The 18,257-nt window shown below is 60.5% G+C and carries 14 protein-coding genes and 2 pseudogenes; 5 read left to right on the top strand and 11 right to left on the bottom strand.

Features of this window, described 5'->3' with window-relative positions:
• From AC1RQB_RS13620 to AC1RQB_RS13595, 6 genes and pseudogenes are all read right to left on the bottom strand, one after another.
• Entirely contained in the window at positions 1-1,218 is a 1,218-nt protein-coding gene (locus AC1RQB_RS13620; RefSeq protein WP_063343451.1) for a beta-ketoacyl synthase N-terminal-like domain-containing protein, read from the bottom strand.
• On the bottom strand, positions 1,218-2,513 hold the full coding sequence (locus AC1RQB_RS13615; RefSeq protein WP_063343450.1) for a beta-ketoacyl-[acyl-carrier-protein] synthase family protein: 1,296 nt from the start codon (positions 2,511-2,513) through the stop codon (positions 1,218-1,220). Before AC1RQB_RS13615 ends, AC1RQB_RS13620 begins: the two co-directional genes overlap by 1 nt.
• Positions 2,510-3,592 (bottom strand): beta-ketoacyl-[acyl-carrier-protein] synthase family protein, encoded by a 1,083-nt coding sequence (locus tag AC1RQB_RS13610; RefSeq protein WP_063343449.1) that lies wholly within the window; start codon positions 3,590-3,592, stop codon positions 2,510-2,512. The genes AC1RQB_RS13615 and AC1RQB_RS13610 overlap by 4 nt, the downstream gene beginning before the upstream one ends.
• Before the next feature lies 1 nt (position 3,593).
• Complete coding sequence (locus AC1RQB_RS13605; RefSeq protein ID WP_063343448.1) at positions 3,594-4,862, bottom strand: beta-ketoacyl-[acyl-carrier-protein] synthase family protein; 1,269 nt, start codon at positions 4,860-4,862, stop codon at positions 3,594-3,596.
• Between the two features lie 10 nt (positions 4,863-4,872).
• The gene (locus AC1RQB_RS13600; protein WP_063343447.1) at positions 4,873-5,442 is read right to left on the bottom strand and encodes an acyl carrier protein; all 570 of its coding nucleotides are present in this window, start codon (positions 5,440-5,442) and stop codon (positions 4,873-4,875) included.
• A gap of 523 nt (positions 5,443-5,965) precedes the next feature.
• Positions 5,966-6,079, bottom strand: a pseudogene (locus AC1RQB_RS13595) (NIPSNAP family protein); the annotation flags it as partial.
• Here AC1RQB_RS13595 and AC1RQB_RS13590 point away from each other — a divergent pair.
• Together AC1RQB_RS13590 and AC1RQB_RS13585 are read left to right on the top strand one after the other, a co-directional pair.
• A pseudogene (locus AC1RQB_RS13590) lies at positions 6,071-6,325 on the top strand (IS66 family transposase); the annotation flags it as partial. The pseudogenes AC1RQB_RS13595 and AC1RQB_RS13590 sit on opposite strands and share 9 nt — an antisense overlap.
• A 458-nt stretch (positions 6,326-6,783) precedes the next feature.
• Entirely contained in the window at positions 6,784-7,755 is a 972-nt protein-coding gene (locus AC1RQB_RS13585; RefSeq protein WP_008067857.1) for a 2-hydroxyacid dehydrogenase, read from the top strand.
• 8 nt (positions 7,756-7,763) lie between these two features.
• On the opposite strand, the gene tssA is transcribed toward AC1RQB_RS13585, so the two are convergent.
• The 5 genes from tssA to AC1RQB_RS13560 all read right to left on the bottom strand — a co-directional run bounded on the left by tssA (position 7,764) and on the right by AC1RQB_RS13560 (position 15,385).
• Positions 7,764-8,852 carry a type VI secretion system protein TssA gene (gene tssA / locus AC1RQB_RS13580; protein ID WP_207267336.1) on the bottom strand — a complete coding sequence of 363 codons (1,089 nt, stop codon included), beginning with the start codon at positions 8,850-8,852 and terminating at the stop codon, positions 7,764-7,766.
• The gene (locus AC1RQB_RS13575) at positions 8,849-12,685 is read right to left on the bottom strand and encodes a type VI secretion system protein (protein ID WP_207267337.1); all 3,837 of its coding nucleotides are present in this window, start codon (positions 12,683-12,685) and stop codon (positions 8,849-8,851) included. The genes tssA and AC1RQB_RS13575 overlap by 4 nt, the downstream gene beginning before the upstream one ends.
• Positions 12,682-13,449 carry a DotU family type IV/VI secretion system protein gene (locus tag AC1RQB_RS13570; protein ID WP_063343446.1) on the bottom strand — a complete coding sequence of 256 codons (768 nt, stop codon included), beginning with the start codon at positions 13,447-13,449 and terminating at the stop codon, positions 12,682-12,684. Before AC1RQB_RS13570 ends, AC1RQB_RS13575 begins: the two co-directional genes overlap by 4 nt.
• Before the next feature lie 18 nt (positions 13,450-13,467).
• Positions 13,468-14,799: a type VI secretion system baseplate subunit TssK gene (gene tssK / locus AC1RQB_RS13565; protein ID WP_063343445.1), complete on the bottom strand. Its 1,332-nt coding sequence runs from the start codon at positions 14,797-14,799 to the stop codon at positions 13,468-13,470.
• Between the two features lie 136 nt (positions 14,800-14,935).
• The gene (locus AC1RQB_RS13560) at positions 14,936-15,385 is read right to left on the bottom strand and encodes a hypothetical protein (protein WP_063343444.1); all 450 of its coding nucleotides are present in this window, start codon (positions 15,383-15,385) and stop codon (positions 14,936-14,938) included.
• 228 nt (positions 15,386-15,613) lie between these two features.
• On the opposite strand from AC1RQB_RS13560, the gene tssB reads away from it, so the two are divergent.
• The 3 genes from tssB (at position 15,614) to AC1RQB_RS13545 (ending at position 18,250) form a co-directional block, all read left to right on the top strand.
• Positions 15,614-16,162 carry a type VI secretion system contractile sheath small subunit gene (gene tssB / locus AC1RQB_RS13555; RefSeq protein ID WP_007906307.1) on the top strand — a complete coding sequence of 183 codons (549 nt, stop codon included), beginning with the start codon at positions 15,614-15,616 and terminating at the stop codon, positions 16,160-16,162.
• A gap of 28 nt (positions 16,163-16,190) precedes the next feature.
• The gene (tssC, locus tag AC1RQB_RS13550) at positions 16,191-17,678 is read left to right on the top strand and encodes a type VI secretion system contractile sheath large subunit (RefSeq protein WP_008067879.1); all 1,488 of its coding nucleotides are present in this window, start codon (positions 16,191-16,193) and stop codon (positions 17,676-17,678) included.
• Between the two features lie 74 nt (positions 17,679-17,752).
• Positions 17,753-18,250, top strand: a complete 498-nt coding sequence (locus AC1RQB_RS13545; protein WP_007906301.1) for an Hcp family type VI secretion system effector — start codon at positions 17,753-17,755, stop codon at positions 18,248-18,250.
• Positions 18,251-18,257: the final 7 nt, after the last annotated feature.

Raw genomic sequence — 18,257 nt, 5'->3', positions numbered from 1 at the left:
TCAGGCGCTGGCTGCCTGGGCGCTGTACTGGAGTTGGTAACAAGCACTGAAACCGTTGTCGTCGCGGTTGATGACCAAACAGTCGCGCAGGATCGCCGAGCGACTGGCGTCCATCACAAAGGGCAAGTGCGCAGCGACTGGCCGCTGCAAACCGAGAATCGGCGGTACGCTTTGGGCCTGCAGGGCTCCGCGGGCCAGGATCAGGTCGACCAGACTGGGGGCCGCGCTGAGAATCCCGGTCACCGGCAGCCCACTGGTGATATGTGCAGCACCTGCACGGGCCAGGGTTTGGCTCAACTGACGATCCTTGCGCGGGTCGCCACTGCCCGCGCACACCAATAGATCGACTTGCTTGTCGGGCAGGCTCAACGCGTCAAGATCGACATGCGCGGTCATACCCAGCAGGCACGTCTGCGGGGCATCGCCCAGATCCTCGCGTCGGCGCAGGATCAAGGCCGCCGCGCCCTCTCCGGCAATGCCGCCCGTACCTTGCACATCGAAAGGTCGCAACGTTTGCGAGCCGTCGGCGTTAATGACACCCGCCTGCACCAGCGCGCCAAGGGCCAGTGCGTCGAGCTCACTCCCGGAGCCGACGATGATAGCAGCGTCGATTCGCCGGCTCTGCAGTGCCGCGCTGGCCTCGCGCAGCGCCGCCAGATTGCCGGAGACGCCCTGCATATAGGCATTGCATTCGCACTCCAGCTTGAGGGCCAGACTGACCACACCCAGCAAGATATTACTCAGGCCTTTGAGCACCAGAAAAGGATCCTGCACCCGCTCCTGCAAAATCCGTCGAGCCAACAGACGCATATCGGCGCCCTCGCCCCCGCGACACTCGTGCAGCAATTCACCATAGGAGGCCAGCGATGGATGGGTGAATCCGCCCTGGCAGCAGTAGAGGCCATAGCGCAAACCGTCCTGGCCCGGCGCAAGATTTGCTTCGGCCAAGGCCTGGCGTACCGCACTGACGCCCCAGATCACGGCCGGCGAGCAGTAGCGCTGCAGATTCTGTGCAAGGTCCTGACGGCTGCGCTCGTGATCTTCATCCAGAATTTTTCCGAAGGCCGTCACCCGCTCGCTGTGAAACTGCCTGGAGTGCAACGGCGCAATTCCACTGCGCGACTCACAGACCGCCGACCAGAAACTCTCGACGCCCAAGCCGCTGGGCAATACGCAGCCAGCACCGGCAATCGCGACCTGGGTGTGGGAAGCCCTCATCATGCGTGCTCCCTATATTTGCCAAGCACTAGCGAGGTGTTGAGACCACCGAAACCGAATGAGTTACTCAGCGCCACATCGACCCGGCGATTGACCGCCTGATGGGCACAGTAGTCCAGGTCGCACAGTTCATCGGCGTCGTGCAGGTTGATCGTTGGCGTAATACGGTCGTGCCGACAGGCCAGTGCCGTGACGATAAATTCCGGTGCGCCGGCGGCCGCGATCAGATGCCCGAATTGCGACTTGTTGGCGCTGATCGCCAACCGTCGATAGTGCTCGCGTTCAGCGAACACAGCCTTGATCGCCAGGGTTTCGGCGGCATCGTTGAGAGGCGTCGAAGTCCCGTGAGCGTTGATCAGATCTACCTGTTGCGGCGCGATCCCGGCGTCGTGCAACGCAGTCTGCATCGCCAGGGCCGCGCCACGTCCTTGCGGGTCTGGCGCGGTCACCTTGTAACCGTCCAGACTGCTGCCAAAACCAAGCACTTCGGCGTAGGGGATGGCGCCACGCGCCAGCGCCCGCTCCAAAGTTTCGAGTACGACAAAGGCACCACCCTCGCCCGCAATCAAACCACTGCGATGGCGATCGAAAGGCCGGCAAAGCTCGGTTCCCCAGCGCTGCTCACTGCTCGCCGCGCCCAACAGATAAAGCGCGGTCATGGTGTCCAGGCTCAACACAGAGTCAGCCCCACCTGCGATCGCCACCTCGACTTCGCCACGTCGAATCATCTGAAAAGCATTTCCGATGGCCTGGGATGCGCCGGCACAGGCACTGCTGATGTTGATTACCGGGCCTTCGCAACCGATTCCGTCGGCAATGAGCCGCGCCAGCCGGTCGTTGCTCTGGCACAACGAACCGGCAGGATTGACTTGCTCAACCCGGCCCATCAAGTGGCGCCAGGCCGGGGTCTCATGAGGTTCGTCGGAGAATGTGAGCAGCATGTCCTGGAGCATATGCGCAGGCGCGCCAGAGGCACACAAGACGGCAGCTTCACGCAGCTGAGCGAGATGCAGACCACTGTCAGTGACTGCCTGGCTGGCGGCAACCCAGCCAAACCGACTGCGTTTTTCCAGGGGCATCTGCCAGGCTGGATGGCCCTGCAAATAATCAGGCAACAGGCCTGAGTCCACTGGAGCCGCATAGCGCACCGGAAATGCTCCGTCCTTCACGCCTTCGGGCTGCCACGGGCGTATGCAGTGCTCACCGCGTAACATCTTTTTCCACATGGACTGCCATTCGAAACCGAATCCGGTCACTGCGCCCATACCGGTTATCACGATCCTTGTCGCGCTCATGCGTGCTTCTCCATGACTTCATTGGCTAGCAGTAGCGCACCCCAATGCCCTGCACGACTGTGATTGAGCAGCAGTGTGTAATGCGCTTGCGCCCGTTCACTACGATCGTCGTGAAACGTCAGGGCGACCTCCGTCAGCAAGGCACTCGCCCCCAGATCGCCCGTCATTTGACGGGAACTGTGAATAACCCGTCCTGTCTCTGCGAACAGGCTCATGAGCCGCGAATCCTGGGTATCCGCCACGATGCGTTCGACGTCGCTCAGGCAGAGTTTTTCCTGACTCAATGCCTGCTTGATGACGCTGTTCGCCACCGCATTCGAGCGCTCGGGCGACGCGCTATAACCACGGCCGAACCCAGCGACACGCAACGCCATCGGGCCGGATGTCGGCGCAGAGGACGTCAACAACACCGCGGCCGCGCCTTCCCCGTAAAGCTGCGGACCGGCGTTGACCGGGCACTCGGCATTTTCTCGCAGGTATAACGCCGGAGAGATGTTAGGACTGCTGCTGACCACGACAGCCGCTTCAGCGCGACCGTCGGCAATGTGATGAAAGGCTTCGATCAAGGCGTCGACACCGGCATTGCCCTGCGAACAGAAGCCACCCATAGGGCCATTGCAGTGCAGCGCTTGCGCGACGTGAGCCATGACGCTGCTATTGAGCATCATCAATGCATGCAGGGGTGGTGTATGGGCAAAGAGCTGCGCGAGTAGTGCGTCGGGTTGCTCGCCGATGGCCTGCACCGCATCCCAACAAGAGCTGGGGCCATCTACTTCAGGGATGGCCGCCATGAGTGCGATCCGCTGCGAAGGCAGATTCAAGGCACTCAACGCCGGGGCGATACGCCCTGCACAGTACAACAAGCGTGCGCCTTGAGGCTCGACACCGCGCTGAATCTTGCGATCGAAAACGTCGGCGGGCAATCGCGGCGTTTTCACGCAATAGGCCAATCGAGCAGGGTCGAAATCCAGGGGTTGCGCGATCGTCAGCGGGCCGTGCAAGTCGGCGCACTCGCTGCCGGCAGCGTTGAACACCGAGGCGGCCGTGAGGTAAACGGGTCTTGTATCAAGTGTATTCATCTCATGCCCTCCCCAGAATCAGTGAACTGTTGACGCCACCGAAGCCGAACGAGTTGGAAAGCACGACATTGATCGGCTGATGCAACGGCTCGCTCAGAAAGTTCAGCTCGGGAAACTCAGCCTTGTCCGGGTCATAGTTGAGCGTTGGCAATAACACGCCATTGTGCAGGCTGATCAGCGACAGGACCGCCTCAATGGCGCCACTGCCCGCCAGGGAATGACCAATGGCCGATTTGTTGGCGGTGAACGTCACGTTGCTCACCGCGTCGCCAAATACCTGCTTGAGTGCCAACGCTTCGCTGCGGTCGTTGGCCTGTGTCGAGGTTCCATGGGTATTGACGTGCTCGACTGCGCGGCTCGTCAGGCCGGCATTTTCAATAGCGGCTGCCATGCATTCGGCGTACTTGCTGCCATCCCGGCTGCTGGAGGTGATCTTTTGCGCTTCGCAATAATTGGCGTAGCCCAAAATGCGGCCGATCGGGGTGGCCTTGCGACGCTCGGCATGCGACCTGGATTCGAGAACGATCAGCGCCGAACCTTCGCTGAGCACAAAGCCACAACGATCCGGCATGAACGGGCGGCTCTGTTGATCCGCAGCAAAATCGGAGCGTTGGCACACGGCGCCAAGGCCGTCGAAGCTGTAGTACGACAGTTCGTGGGCCATCAACTCCACGGCGCCACAAATGGCCAGATCGATTTCACCGCGCTCGATGGCGCGATACGCGCTGCCTATCGCCATGGTCCCGGCAGCACAGGCATCGGAGTGAGTAGAAATGTGATCGCGAATGCCGAGAAATCGGGCAAGGTGCAGGGTCTGTTGGTCGACCCGACGAGAAAACGCTCCGCCCACTGGTTCGTGGTTTTGCAGATACAGATCAAGATCCACACTGCCTGCTTCGTCCATGTATCGACTGGCCTGCTGCAGATCCTGGCTCACACAGTATTTATTTGAGCCGAGAAACAACCCGCTGGCCACTCGAGCAAAGGCCGAAGGGGTCAGACCTGCATTCTGCAAAGCCTGCCTGGCGACGTACTCGGCCAGCACACTCTGTCGCGGTAATGCATCGCTCTGAACCTCAGCGGTCATTTCCTGCCACTGATGGTGATCGATATAACCGGCTGCGGTATTTGCAAATCCAAGCTCGGCAAACACCGGATGTTCACGAATACACGAACGCTTCTGGCTGATCCGCGAAAACAGCATGGCAGCGTCCAGCGCCATGGGCGCCACCAGTCCGTATCCAGTGACATAAACTTCTCGCAGCCGCATGAAGAAACTCCTAGGCCGTTTCTTGCAAGCGGGACGCGGCATGCTTTTCCACCAGTTGGCGAGAGATTTCGTCCCCTTCCATCGGGACCAATCGGGCGCTGCAACCGGAACAGACCACCTGCCGACGGTCATTGAGACGTGCTTCGACGGCGCCACACTCGGGGCACGTCAGGGGCAAGTAGTTGAAGACGCTGTGGCACTGTTGCGCCCAGTTGCGCACCGTGGTGGCAGCGAACACATCCGCTGGCTGCATACCGACCCGCAGTTGACCCGGGGCATAGGCGCTCAGGCTCTGTTCGAGAAGCACCACACCGGCTTCGGTGATACGGCCATTGTCGACAAACAGGGTGACGTCGCCAAAAACCGCTACCGCGTGATCCAGCACGCTGGTTTTCGGCAAGGTGCAGCCATAGGTGCGGCCCAACTGAAAACTCAGGTCGACGATATCCAGAGAGTCGGCGCTGAGGTCTTCCACGATACTGCTATGCTCATCGATAGCATCGACCTCCATCACCAGCAACTGCGCAAGCATTTCGCGAGTACTGGTAATAACGCTCTCCAATTCCAATGGATTGTTCATCATCTATCTCCTTTAAAGTGTGCGCTTGGGTATTAAGTAGTACCGCAAGAGGCTTGATTTCCTACAGCCTTTCCCTGCGGCGCGGGAGTGTAAACTCTCCCCTGGAGGGGAGAGTCAACGCGCCATCACGGTTTTTAGACGAACTTTTTTCCGCTCGGGACCGGTACTTTGAATACCTGTTTGATGCACAGAGAAAGTTGGCGGCTGAAAGAGTCTAGATGGAACGGAAGTTCCATCTTTTCGCACTTTTTAAAGAGAGTTGGTTAACTAATGGGGGCAGGTTATGGCCATGCGCCAATCATCAAAGTGCTCAGGAACAATGCCGGCTCGGCAGCCCCCGCTTGCGTGAGAGAAAGCGTGGCAAAACAACCTGCTACCTGTACGACACTGGTGGAAAACCGTGCAAGGAAATCCCTTGGGCACTGACTATGGCCCGGATCGCAAAGACCTTGGAAATGCCATTCATTGGTTGAAGGGCATCAACCCTCTTTAGCGCGCCGCACGCGGCCGCAAACTCGTCGGTTTAATCAAGAATGGGACGAAGGAAACTACGCTCGTAGCTCAGGATGAATTTTTGCTCGGTAGCCTACGTCACCAATTGAACACACTCAGGATCTACTCCGGCCTCCTGGCGGAACAGGCGCTGCACTCGATTGGCGGTTTGTACGAAGTTGAGCGGCAGGCCCGAGACATGAGCGATGAGGATCGTTGGCGAATACGCCAGGAAAAGGCCGCGCCGATAATCAACACGCTGCATGACTGGATGTTGGCCCAGCGCGATTTGGTGCCCAACGGCTCGGCCACTGCCAAAGCCCTCAATTACAGCCTGAAACGCTGGGTAGCGCTGACGCGCTACCTGGACGATGGGGCTGTGCCCATCGATTTTTTGTCCTTTGCGATGGCGATGGGCAGCTAAGGTCGGTACAGAACTCGCGAGAAAACCGCATCGACGCGGTCGCCTGCTACGGCGCACCAGACAAAAATGCTAAATCAAAGGCTTGTACCAGTTTTCCTGAAAAGAAAAACCAAAGTGAATGACAGGTATCGCCATCTAGGTCCCTAATTTCGGAGAGTTCGTGCCAACAAATAATGGAACCCTATGCTTGCCCGCGAAGAACGATAACGCGATTCAGCGGTTTGTCTGCGTGATGGCCTTCGCGGGCAAGCCTCGCTCCTACGAATCGCGGGCAAATGATCTAGTGTTGTCATTAGAAGGATCGCAGGCTTCGTCTGCTCCGACACCGGGGAGCCAAAGCCCCTGACCATTGCCAAACCGCTCTGGAGTCAGCAACCTGAAACGACGTTCAACCCCCGACATTCCGCTGCCCACAGGAGCCCAGCATGACCGCAACTGTTCTGGTACTGGTTGAAACCATCAATGAATACCTGCCGATTCTCGAACATCAGGGGTTTCATTTGATCCTGGCCCCGACCCCGGCGGAGCGCGCCGCCGCCATTGCCCGACAGGGCAGCCAAATCGATGCGGTGCTGACGCGCGGTCCATTGGGCCTGCGTGCCGATGAAATGGCCGCCCTGCCCAATCTCAAAATCATCTGCGTAATCGGTGCCGGTTACGAACACGTCGACCTGCAAGCCGCCGCCGACCGTGGCATCACCGTCACCAATGGGGCCGGCGTCAATGCCTCTTCCGTCGCCGACCACGCCATGGCGTTGCTGCTGGCACTGGTGCGCGATATTCCTCGGGCCGATGCTGCCGTGCGTCGGGGCGAGTGGCCGAAAATCATGCGCCCTTCCCTGGCCGGCAAACGCCTGGGCATCCTCGGCCTTGGGGCTGTCGGCATCGCTATCGCCAAACGTGCCGCCAACGGCTTCGATATGAGGGTGAGTTACCACAACCGCCAGCATCGCAGCGACGTGCCCTACAGCTTTTGCTCGACGCCGACCGAACTGGCACGCCATTCGGATTTTCTGATCGTTGCCGCGCCCGGCGGGCTCGGTACTCAGCACTTGATCAACAGGCAGGTACTCGACGCTTTAGGGCCCAACGGATTTATCGTCAACATTGCGCGGGCCAGCGTGATCGTCACGGCTGACCTGATCAGCGCGCTGGAACAACGACGAATTGCTGGCGCCGCGCTGGATGTCTTCGATAACGAACCCCAGGTGCCGGACGCCCTCAAGGGGCTGGCCAACGTGGTTCTGACCCCGCATGTTGCCGGGTTGTCGCCGGAGGCCACCCAAGGCACTGTGGAATTGGTCGGCAAAAACCTGACGGCGTTTTTTTCCGGTCAACCGGTACTCACCCCCATTGCTTTACCGCCGCCGTCGGCAGCCGCCCGCAACACTCATTAAAGGACGCACTAAAGGACGCCCAACAGCGTCCAGAGTCGCCGGGATTCGGCATCGGCGCTGATCAGTTCGCCAAGCAGTTCGCTCAGAGGCTTGTTGCCCCACTCCACGCCCCGTTTGATCAAATAGGGCACCGGGCTGTGGGGTTCGGTGCGCGCCAGGTACTCGGCGATCAACAGCAATTGCCGGTACGCCTCTTCACGATTCGCCGGCTCGCTGAACACCTGAGGCGTCGCAATGACAGGCGGCACGTCGGCCGGGCTCGATGCCACCACCGCTGGAATTTCGACAGGCGCCGGGGTCGGTTTTCGTGGGTGCATGGCGATGAACTCCTGAACCAGCGTCAACAACGCTTCAATCACGTCCTGCAACGCTTTGAAGCCTGGGGCCTGATTGCCGAGATAAGCGTCGCTCCACACCTCCAGGCGTTGCAGGTGCTGCTGGCTGAGCAGCAGCGTGCCCTGGCTGCGCAACCAGAATGACAACGGGGTGGCGCGAATCTGTTCGGTGAGTTTTTTCTGTTCGTTACGCGCGTTCTCCGCCGAGGTCTTGGCCGTTTTACTGTCGCTGGCTTGTACCTGTTGCAGCTGCAACCGACGCCAGGTATCCAGACAGAAACTATCGAATTCATTGTTGCGCGGCTCGAACAATGGCACGCGGGTCAGCAACACTTCAGCGTAGCGTCGAGCCAGCCATTCGAGCGGAATCACCCGCCATGACTGATCGCCGTCCTCGGCCTGGGGGTGCAAGTGCTCGGGGTAGCGCTCGCATAACCCGGCCACCAGCGCCAGGCTGCCCGGCAAACCTTCGAGCCCGTCCTGATGCAGCCAGGCCTCACCCAGCCAGGCACTGAGCATCAAATCCTTGCTGCGTTCACGCAGCAGGCTGGTGGTCAGCTTTTCCAGTTCTGGCCATTGGGCGCGTTTGATCGACGACTGCCACACCCCCGTGGGCAAACTGGTGTCGTCCTCGCGGCGCAGTTCGCGCAACCGGTCGAACTCGGGGTCATAACGCAGGTCCTGGCCACAGGGAGCCTGCTCGCTGATCGGTTCGAGCAGTTGGCTGATCAGTTCCGGCAACGGCGTTGAAGGTTGATTCACAGGCCCTCCTTTTGGGATTCGATGTCATGGGCTTCAATGCCCGCGGTCGATCGCGTCACCATGAACGGAGAGCGTGGGGCCCGGGTTGGCAAGGGCTGAATGGACAGCGGCAATTTCGAGCCCTGGGTCATCAACGACAGGCGCACAAACATCAGGGTTTGCTCGGCGGTAGTGGTGCTGGACTGAGTCGTCACGGGCAGGCGCAAGGTCAACGGAAAGTCCGTGTAGTCCATGTTCGGCTGGCGTTGCACCGACACGTGCGAACGCATCAAGCGTAATAACGACCACGGCCCGCTGTACTCCCAGCCCGCTTCCAGATCCCGTACCACCAGGCTCGGCTGCAACGGATCGTTGGCCGGGCGCTGGTAGCCATTTCGGGCCCAACGCAAGGTCAGCCGGATCGGTTGGCCGACCATCCAGCGCAGGTTCTGCTGCGGCTCGCCGGGATAGCTGAGCTGTTGATTGCCGGCATTCAAGCCCCAGGCAATCACCTGATCGGCACCGCGCTCTTCCTCTCGATCGGTGCGCCAGCGCACGTCCATCTCCAGTCCCAACACACCGCTTTTGTCGCGTACAAACATCGGGCCCAGCCACGTGCTGGCTTGCTTCAGACGATTGAGAAAGTCCTCGGCGGCCAGGCGCTCCGGGGTCTGGCTCAGCAACAATCCGGCCTGCGCCACCGGCAAACGCTTGTCGATCAGCTCCAGCAAATGCTGAACCCGGGCCGGATCGGCGTCGGCGGCCTGAAGGCCATTGGCAAACGGAAAGCGCTCCGCCAGGTACTGATTGAAATAGTTGGCCAGGTCGTTCCACGCCGCCGCAGCCTGTTGCTGTTGCAGAAACTGGCAGCGCTGCATGGCGGTTTGTTGCAGATCCACCGCCCGCAACGCCAGTGTTCCGCGCCCGCCAGACAGGTTGGCGGTTTGCAGGATCTGGCCGCAGGACGTGGCGTCCATTTCGATGAAGTCGCGACTGACCAATTGCTCGATCTGCGCCGGCGAACTGGCGGGGTTCTGCTCCTTGTACTTGAGCAGTTCGTCGTTGAGCGCACTGAACTGCGTCACGCGTTCATAATCCAGCGCCGAGAGGTTCTGTTGCTGGACTTTCAGCCATTCCAGCGCCGAGGTGCGGCGCTCGGTGATGCCGAGCATGGTGTTGAATTGCTGCTTGAGGCTCAGTTTCAAATCCTGCACGTCGTTGGCGCCATACAGTTGCAGGCCGAGGTTTTTCGAGCCGTCCCACTGGCTGATTTCGGTGCGCCCGCTGAACAGCGGCTGGGCGACGATTTCGTCGAGGCCGCTGACGATTTCGGCCAGGGCACGGCGGTTCAAGGCCGTTTGCAAACGCGTGGCCAGATCGCTGCGACGCACCTCGATAAAGGCTTTCTGCAAGGCAATCGCCTGGGAGGCCTGCACATTGAAGATACCCCTATTGGCCTGCGCATTGTGCTCGCGCAGGCTCGACAACATGGCCTTGACCACTGCGCCTTCGGCCGCTTGCAACAAGGCGCCGCGATACGCCGGGGGAATGCGTGGCAACTCTTCGGCGGCGTAACTCTTGTAGCTGGCGAAATAGTTCAGCGCGCTGTCGAGGTCGTCGCCATCAACGCCCTGCCCTTGCCCATCCGGGGCTTCAGAGCGATCCGCCTGTAAAGCGATGGCCACAAAGTCACGCTTGAACAGCGCCTGCACCGCGTTGTTGAGTTGCACCACATGTTCCTGCAAGACCAGTTGCCCGCTGCCTTGCTGAATCAATAAATTGTCCCGGGAGCCGGCCTGGACGATCCATTGATCGCGAAAACTCTGTTGCAGCTTGGCCGCCTGCATTTCCAACTGTTGTTCCAGTTGCGGTCCGAGCAAGGCGCTTTTGCGCACGTTGTCCAGCAACTCGCGGTAGCCAGGCACCAGGTCCTGACCCTTGCCGCGGCCCCACGCCGAATTGGTCAATCCGATCACGGTTTGCAGGTCATCGACCAGTGCGCGCAAATCTTCGAGCTCGGTGAGGGAGTTGCCACTGCCGGCTTCCAGCCGTTCCAGATGCAGCTTGAGATAACCGGCCTGGCGCACGAAATTGTCGGCCAGGAAATACTGGTCCAGCCAGCGTTCCATCAGCCCGAGGAAATTTTCCTCGATCAGCGGGCGCTCGACGGTCAGATCCAGCGGTCGCAAATCGCTGCCATCAGCATCGAACAACGCCCGATTGTAAAAACCGGCGCGGTGCAACGTGCCGACGTTGAGGTTCAGCGACAACGCGTTGTTGCTCAACAACACCAGGTCTTCGAGGGGCGCCTTGGGGTTGTTCAGCGCCTGACTGAACCACTGGTTCTGCTGCTCCAGATTCACCGCGCGCTCCACCAGATCCTTGGCCTTGACGTAGTTTTGCCATTGGGCCGGATCTTCGCTTTCGACGTTGCCCCGTCGTTCGGTGTTGCGGATGGTCTTGAGTTGCGCCAGCTCCGCGCTCAACAGGTCGCGTAACGGCAGCATCAAATGGCTCTGGGCGGTCAGGCGCAACTCGCTCGCCAACTGCGCATCCAGCGAAGAGAACCAGGAGGTTGGAAATACCACTGAAGAGAAGCTCCAGCCCGGCGCCTTTTCCAGCACCCGCCAGAAACCCTGGACGTTGCGCCGGGTCGACTCCAGCCGATGAGATTCATCCGTGACCGCCGCGTAGTTTTTCTGCGCCCCTTGCAGCAGGCGCGACAGTTCATGGGCCTCCTTGACCGAATCCTGCCAGACCCACAGCATGCCCACGCCCCAGACCAACGCAACCACCAGCGCCACCCCACCGATCACGCGCTGCCAGCGCTGACGCAGGCGTAACAGACGCGACACCACCTGGGCCAGACCGCGCTCGGCGACCACCCGCCGCTGCCACAATTGCCGGGCAAAGGCGCTCTGCTGCAACCCGGTGTCGTAGGCCGAAAATCCGTCGGCGCTGTCTTCCGAGGGCTGATTGGCCGTGAAATAAATACCGCGAAAACGCGGCGCCTCACCTTGCGCATTGCCCTGGAAAACCGGCTCCAACAAGGATTGCAGATGGCGCCGCAAGGCTTCGAAACGTTCCGGCAAGCCATACAATTCAGTGCTCAGTTGCCCGGATAAGGCGCCGATTTCGATGATCGATTCCGCCAGGGCCCGAGTCACCTGATCCAGCGCCTGATCGCTCCACTGCGCCTGCCAAACCGCATCGGTTCCGTGGGGCGACGACCAGCCCAGCGTGCGTTCGCGGGCCTCGACCGGCAGCGCGGTGATCAACTCCTGAAAGCCCGGCAACTCTTCCATGCCGGTAATCACCACGTACACCGGCAGGCTCAGCCCGAACCGTTGCAACACATCGATGAAGCGTCGACGCGCCGCCAACCCGAGGGTCGCGGCTTGCTCGACGTTGCCCAGTCGACTGACCGGCACCGTCCAGATCACTCCGTCCAGCGGACGTTGACTGCGCAAGCGCAGGATCAATCCCAGCAAGCGCCACCAGCCGCTGCGTTGCAGGTGCATGCCTTCATCCGGCAAAAACAGCGCCTGTGGCACCACCAATACCGCCCCTTCAGGGTCCGACCACCAGCGACCGAACCAGGCTGGTTTGTCCGTCGGCTGCAAACGCCACTGGGTACACAACTGCGTGCCCTGGGTTTCGTTGCCGAGCATCAGCAGCCATGGAATCTGATAACGGTCCTGGGCGCCCTGCTCTTGCTCCATGTGCCGCACCGCCAGGTAAAAACTGCGAATCGCCGCACCGCTTTGCGTGCGCAACCACCAGACCGCCACCCCGACAATCGCCAGCAGCAACAGCACGGCGATGATGAGGCCGATAATCCCCAGCGTGCTCATGAGTCTTGCTCCGAGGCGGCCACGGAATCGGTCATCTGCAACACCGGTTCGAGCTCCAGACGAATGTCACGCCAGAACAACTGCCCCAACCCGGTCAGCAGCAAAACCATGGCGAGAATCCCCAGGCCCAGGCGAAAACCATCGGGCAACGAAAGACGCACCGGCAATTGCAGCGGCGGTACGGCCGAAGGTTGTTCGAGCCGGGCACTGACGTCGGCATAATCTGCCTCGTGCTGCCAGGCAAAGGTGAACAGCGCCAGGCGCCATTTTTCATGTTGAGTCTGATTCTGTTCGCCACGCAGACGTCCCTGAAACCCCAGCACCAGACACTGCAAATAGACATTGGCCAGATCGCGAGTGGTGGGGATCTGCTCGTCCAGCAATTCCTTGATCGCCAGCGGTATCCGCTCACCGGCCTGACGGCTGGCGTACAAGCGCGATTCCAGCGGTTTTTCCTGCCAGGCCGACTGGCCCGGCCACGGCGTGAACAGCAAGGTTTCATCGACCAGCGCGACGAAGGCATAGACCAGCGCTTTGACTTGCTCGGTGGCGGCGTCGCCGACTTTGGCGAATGCCGTTCGCCACAGTCGTTGGGAGATTTGCGTGGACAGTTCGACCACCGCCTCCACCAGTGCCTCGTCCTCGCTGTCCTTGGGCAACTGGTTCCAGTCCTGGGACCATTGCTGCCAGGCCTGGCGAAAAGCACTGCTCAGCGGCGCTTCGTGGAGGCCTCGTGTACCCGACCCGACATTGCCCTCAGACATAGGACGTTCCTTCCTTGATCAAGCACTTTCACTCGCCTGTGCGACAAACAACACCACTTGCCAGGGACTGCTGGCCAGCCTGGAAGCCGGTGCGGCAATCAGCAACGGCAACTGCCCGTCGAACCATTGGCCTTCGGCCGTCACCACAAACAACCGCGTATCGTCGCCAACGCTGTAGGCCACTTGTTCATTGCGACTCATGGCCTGATGGGACAAACCGCTCATGCGCTGGCGACTGAGCAACGCGATGTGCGGCTGCGACGCAATGATCGCCCCGCGCAACCATTCGCTCGCGGCCTGCTCGCTGGCGCCGTTGGGCATGCGCAAACCGATGACCAGCCGTTGGCTCGGCTGATCGTCGGGCAATTGAATCGAGAAGGTCTGTTCGTTGCGTTCGAACGCCAGGCTGCGATAACCGGCGCGGATCAGTTCGAGGGTCTTTTCAAGCCAGTCGAGCACCGCTTCATAGCCGCGTTGCAGCTCAAGAAAGTCCAGCGGCGCGAACGCTGGAACGCCAGCCAATGGATCGAGCGCCGACCACGCGCCGGCGAGCCCTAGCAGCAAGCCATACAGCGCTTGAGGCGTCGCCACTCGACTGTTCAGCAGGCCTTCGACTTCCGGCAGCCGCGCCCAGAGCGCCGTCAACTGGCGGCGAATTTCCAGCGCGTCGTCCTGATTGCCGGCCTGCTGCGCCTGGCGCAAACGACCGGCGAGGAACATGCATTTCTCACGCGCCCTGGCGCACAGCCCCACCACTCGACGCCCCAACACCGAGTCGGGCAACAGGCATGGCGTTGGCGGTGTGTAGGGCAACGGGAGAAAACCGCCGCCCTCCTTGCGAATTCTCAGCAGTGGCAGGCAGACGGAATCCGCCTTGTTCAGTTGCGTGCATAAGCGCGGGTTCGGACGCCAGACCGTGATCGATTCGGGGTACTCGCCGCTCGTGAGGTCCGGCAACGCATCGCCGACCACCGATTGCAGTCGCCCCTTGAGCGGCAGCAACTGCCCGGCGCGCCACAGCGGGCTGATTGCCAGGTACACGGTGACGGTGGCGTTGTCGGTGGCGTCGATCGCTTCACTGACGTCGAGCTGCAGCATCGGCCCGACACCGGCCTGCAGATTGACCGGCAAACCGTCCGGCAAGGTCGCCTGCAAACTGATCAGTCGTACCAGCCCGGCGCTCAATGCAGAGGGATCGAATTCGACGCGGGTCACGCCCCAGAACCACGGATTACAGGCCTGGGCGAAATGCGCCACCAGCGCCTCGGCCCGCAGCCCTTGCAACTGAAAATGCTGGGGCAACAACTGCATGCCCTCATGCCAGCAAACCGCGTCAGGTAGCAGACTCATACGACTCCTTTCGACCTGTGGCGAGGGGGTTTACCCCCGTTTGAGTGCGTAGCGCTCACAAGATTTTTGGTCCATCAGCGATTTTGGGGCTGCTTCGCAACCCAACGGGGCAAGCCCCCTCGCCACAATCCTGTGTTCAGTTCGGGTGATCGCTGACCAGCGTCATCTCGCGACTGTCGAACTTGAGCCAGGCGCTGTTCTGATCGTCCAGCCGTAACCGGTGTGCTCCGGGAGTGTTATAGCTGGCGAAGACTAAAAGTCCAGCCGCCCGCTTGCCCCCCAGCGGGAAGGGTTGTTTGTCGATGAATTGACCGGGCACCAGCTCCAGTCCCCAGACCGTCATCAGCTGTCGGTAGTCGCGCTGAAACTGCTCGCGCTCGGCGAACCACTGCCGGGCAGTAATACCCGACAACTGCTTGAGCAGATCCGCGTCGTTCACCGCAATGAAGTCCACCGCGATCGGCGTGTCATCGTTGGCGCGGGGCGCGACGTCCAGCGTCAGGTTATCGAGGTCGACACGAGGTCCGAACAACGAACACCCGGCGAGTGACAGGAGCAGAACCACAGAAAAAAAACGTGCGTACAAAATGAATTTTCCTTTTCTGGATACAGTCCAAAAATGCTTTTTGTTTGCTTTTTTATAGACCTGTTCTAGCGTCTTGGGTAGTTCGGTCGGCACGACGAATGTGGAAGGTTCGTCAAAGGAATGACAGGTCCTCTGCCCTCCCTTTCTAACCTACGGTCCAGTAAGGGAATGCGATGAAACGGGCCTCCCGATGCATTGCACCCGCCTCATGCATCGGAGTCAGCCACCATGGCAGAAAGTACTCAGCACAAGCTCGACAGGGTCCGCCCGCCCCGGGTGCAAATCACCTACGACGTCGAAATCGGCAACGCCATCGAGAAGAAAGAATTGCCATTGGTGGTCGGCATTCTTGCCGACCTCTCCGGCAAGCCTCTGGAGCCACTCCCGAAATTGAATGAACGGCGCTTCACCGAAATCGACCGCGACAACTTCAACGAAGTGCTCGCCTCGATCGGCCCGCGCGCCACCTTGCAGGTCACCAACACCCTCAGCGGCGACGACAGCAAACTCAACATCGAGCTCAACTTCAAACACATCGACGACTTCGACCCGGTCAAGGTGGTTGAGCAGGTCACGCCGCTGCGGCGTCTGTTCGAAGCCCGTCAGCGTCTGCGCGATTTGCTGACCAAGCTCGATGGCAACGATGATCTGGACAAACTGTTGCGTGACGTCATCGCCAACACCGAGGGACTGCAAGAGATCAAGTCTGCCCGCCCGGAAACCGCCGCCCCCGCCCCCGCAGGCGATGCAGAAGTACCGGCCGAACCGCAAGCCTGATCGTTCATCCACTTAGGGAGAATTTGCCATGCCCGCCTCATCCGCCGCCCAGAGCCAAGCCAGCGATAGTACCGCCCAGACCTTGTCTCTGCTTGATGAAATCATCGCCAAAGGCCGCATGGCCCATGACGACAGCCAGCAGGATTACGCCCGCGACATGCTCGCGGAATTCGCCACCCAGGTACTCGACGAAGGCATGGCCATCGACAAGGACACCGTGGCGATGATCAACGATCGCATCAGCCAGATCGACGAGCTGATCAGCGCTCAACTCAACGAAGTGTTGCACCACCCGGACCTGCAAAAACTCGAAGCCTCCTGGCGCGGCCTGCACCTGCTGGTGAAAAACACCGAGACCAGTTCCCGGCTGAAATTGCGCCTGCTCAACGTGACCCAGAAAGAACTGCAGAACGATCTGGAAAAAGCCGTCGAGTTCGACCAGAGCGCGCTGTTCAAGAAGATCTACGAAGAAGAATACGGCACCTTCGGCGGCCACCCGTTCAGCCTGCTGGTGGGTGACTACACCTTCGGCCGGCACCCGCAAGACATCGGCCTGCTGGAGAAACTCTCGAACGTCGCCGCGGCCGCTCACGCGCCGTTCATTGCTGCCGCCAGCCCCCGGCTGTTCGACATGAACAGCTTCACCGAACTGGCCGTGCCGCGTGACCTGTCGAAAGTCTTCGAGAGCCAGGAGCTGATCAAGTGGCGCTCGTTCCGCGAAAGCGAAGACTCGCGTTACGTGTCGCTGGTGCTGCCGCACTTCCTGCTGCGTCTGCCCTACGGCCCTGACACGTCACCGGTGGAAGGCATCAACTACGTCGAAGACGTCAACGGCAGCGACCACGGCAAATACCTGTGGGGCAATGCTGCGTGGGCCTTGTCGCAACGAATCACCGAAGCCTTCGCCAAGTACGGCTGGTGCGCGGCGATTCGCGGTGCCGAAGGCGGTGGTGCGGTGGAAGGCCTGCCGGCCCATACCTTCCGCACCACCTCTGGCGATCTGTCGCTCAAATGCCCGACCGAAGTGGCGATCACCGACCGACGCGAGAAAGAGCTCAACGACCTCGGCTTCATCGCCCTGTGCCATAAGAAAAACAGCGACGTGGCAGTGTTCTTCGGCGGCCAGACCACCAACAAGTCCAAGCTCTACAACACCAATGAGGCGAACGCCAACGCGCGGATTTCGGCGATGTTGCCGTACGTGCTCGCGGCCTCGCGTTTCGCCCACTACCTGAAGGTGATCATGCGCGACAAGGTCGGCAGTTTCATGACCCGCGACAACGTGCAGACCTACCTCAACAACTGGATCGCCGACTACGTGCTGATCAACGACAACGCGCCGCAAGAGATCAAGGCGCAGTACCCGTTGCGTGAAGCCCGGGTGGATGTGACCGAGGTCGCCGGCAAACCGGGTGCCTACAAGGCCACGGTGTTCCTGCGGCCGCACTTCCAGCTCGAAGAGCTGACCGCGTCGATCCGCCTGGTCGCGACCCTGCCGCCACCGGTAGCCGCCTGACCTGCCTCCCGCCGGCCAACCCGGCGGGATTCCCCCTGCTTATCTAGCACGATTACTTTCAGGAGTTTCATGCGATGGATGCAATCATTCTCGACCTCGGCGGCGACATCAAAGGCGATAGCCTGCTCGAGGGTTACAAGGACAAGATCGAAGTCATGTCCTACAGCCACAACGTGGCGATGCAGGTGACCAACGACGTCAGCAACTCGGAGCGTACCTCCGGCAAGCCGCACATCGGCGAGTTCACCCTGACCAAATTCGTCGACAGCTCGACGCCCTCTCTCAACGAGTATTGCTGCGCCGGCAAACCAATCCCGGAAGCCAAAATCACCATCGGCCGCAACGCCGCCGAAGGCAGCGGTCAACTGATGCCATTCATCATCTACACCCTGACTAACGTGGTGCTGTCCAACGTCAGCGTCAGCGGTGGCACAGGTGGTAAACCGGTGGAAACCCTGTCGCTGAACTTCACCAAGATCAAGTGGGAACTCACCGCACAGAAAGACGACGGCACCAAGGAAGGCACGGCCGCCTCGACCTGGGACATGGCCGCCAACAAGCTCGTCAAGTAAGCGGACG

This window comes from Pseudomonas sp. GW822-FHT02E03 (genome assembly GCF_058802325.1).
The sequence above is the reverse complement of the archived record's forward strand: the minus strand, read 5'-3'. Positions and strand labels throughout refer to the sequence as shown.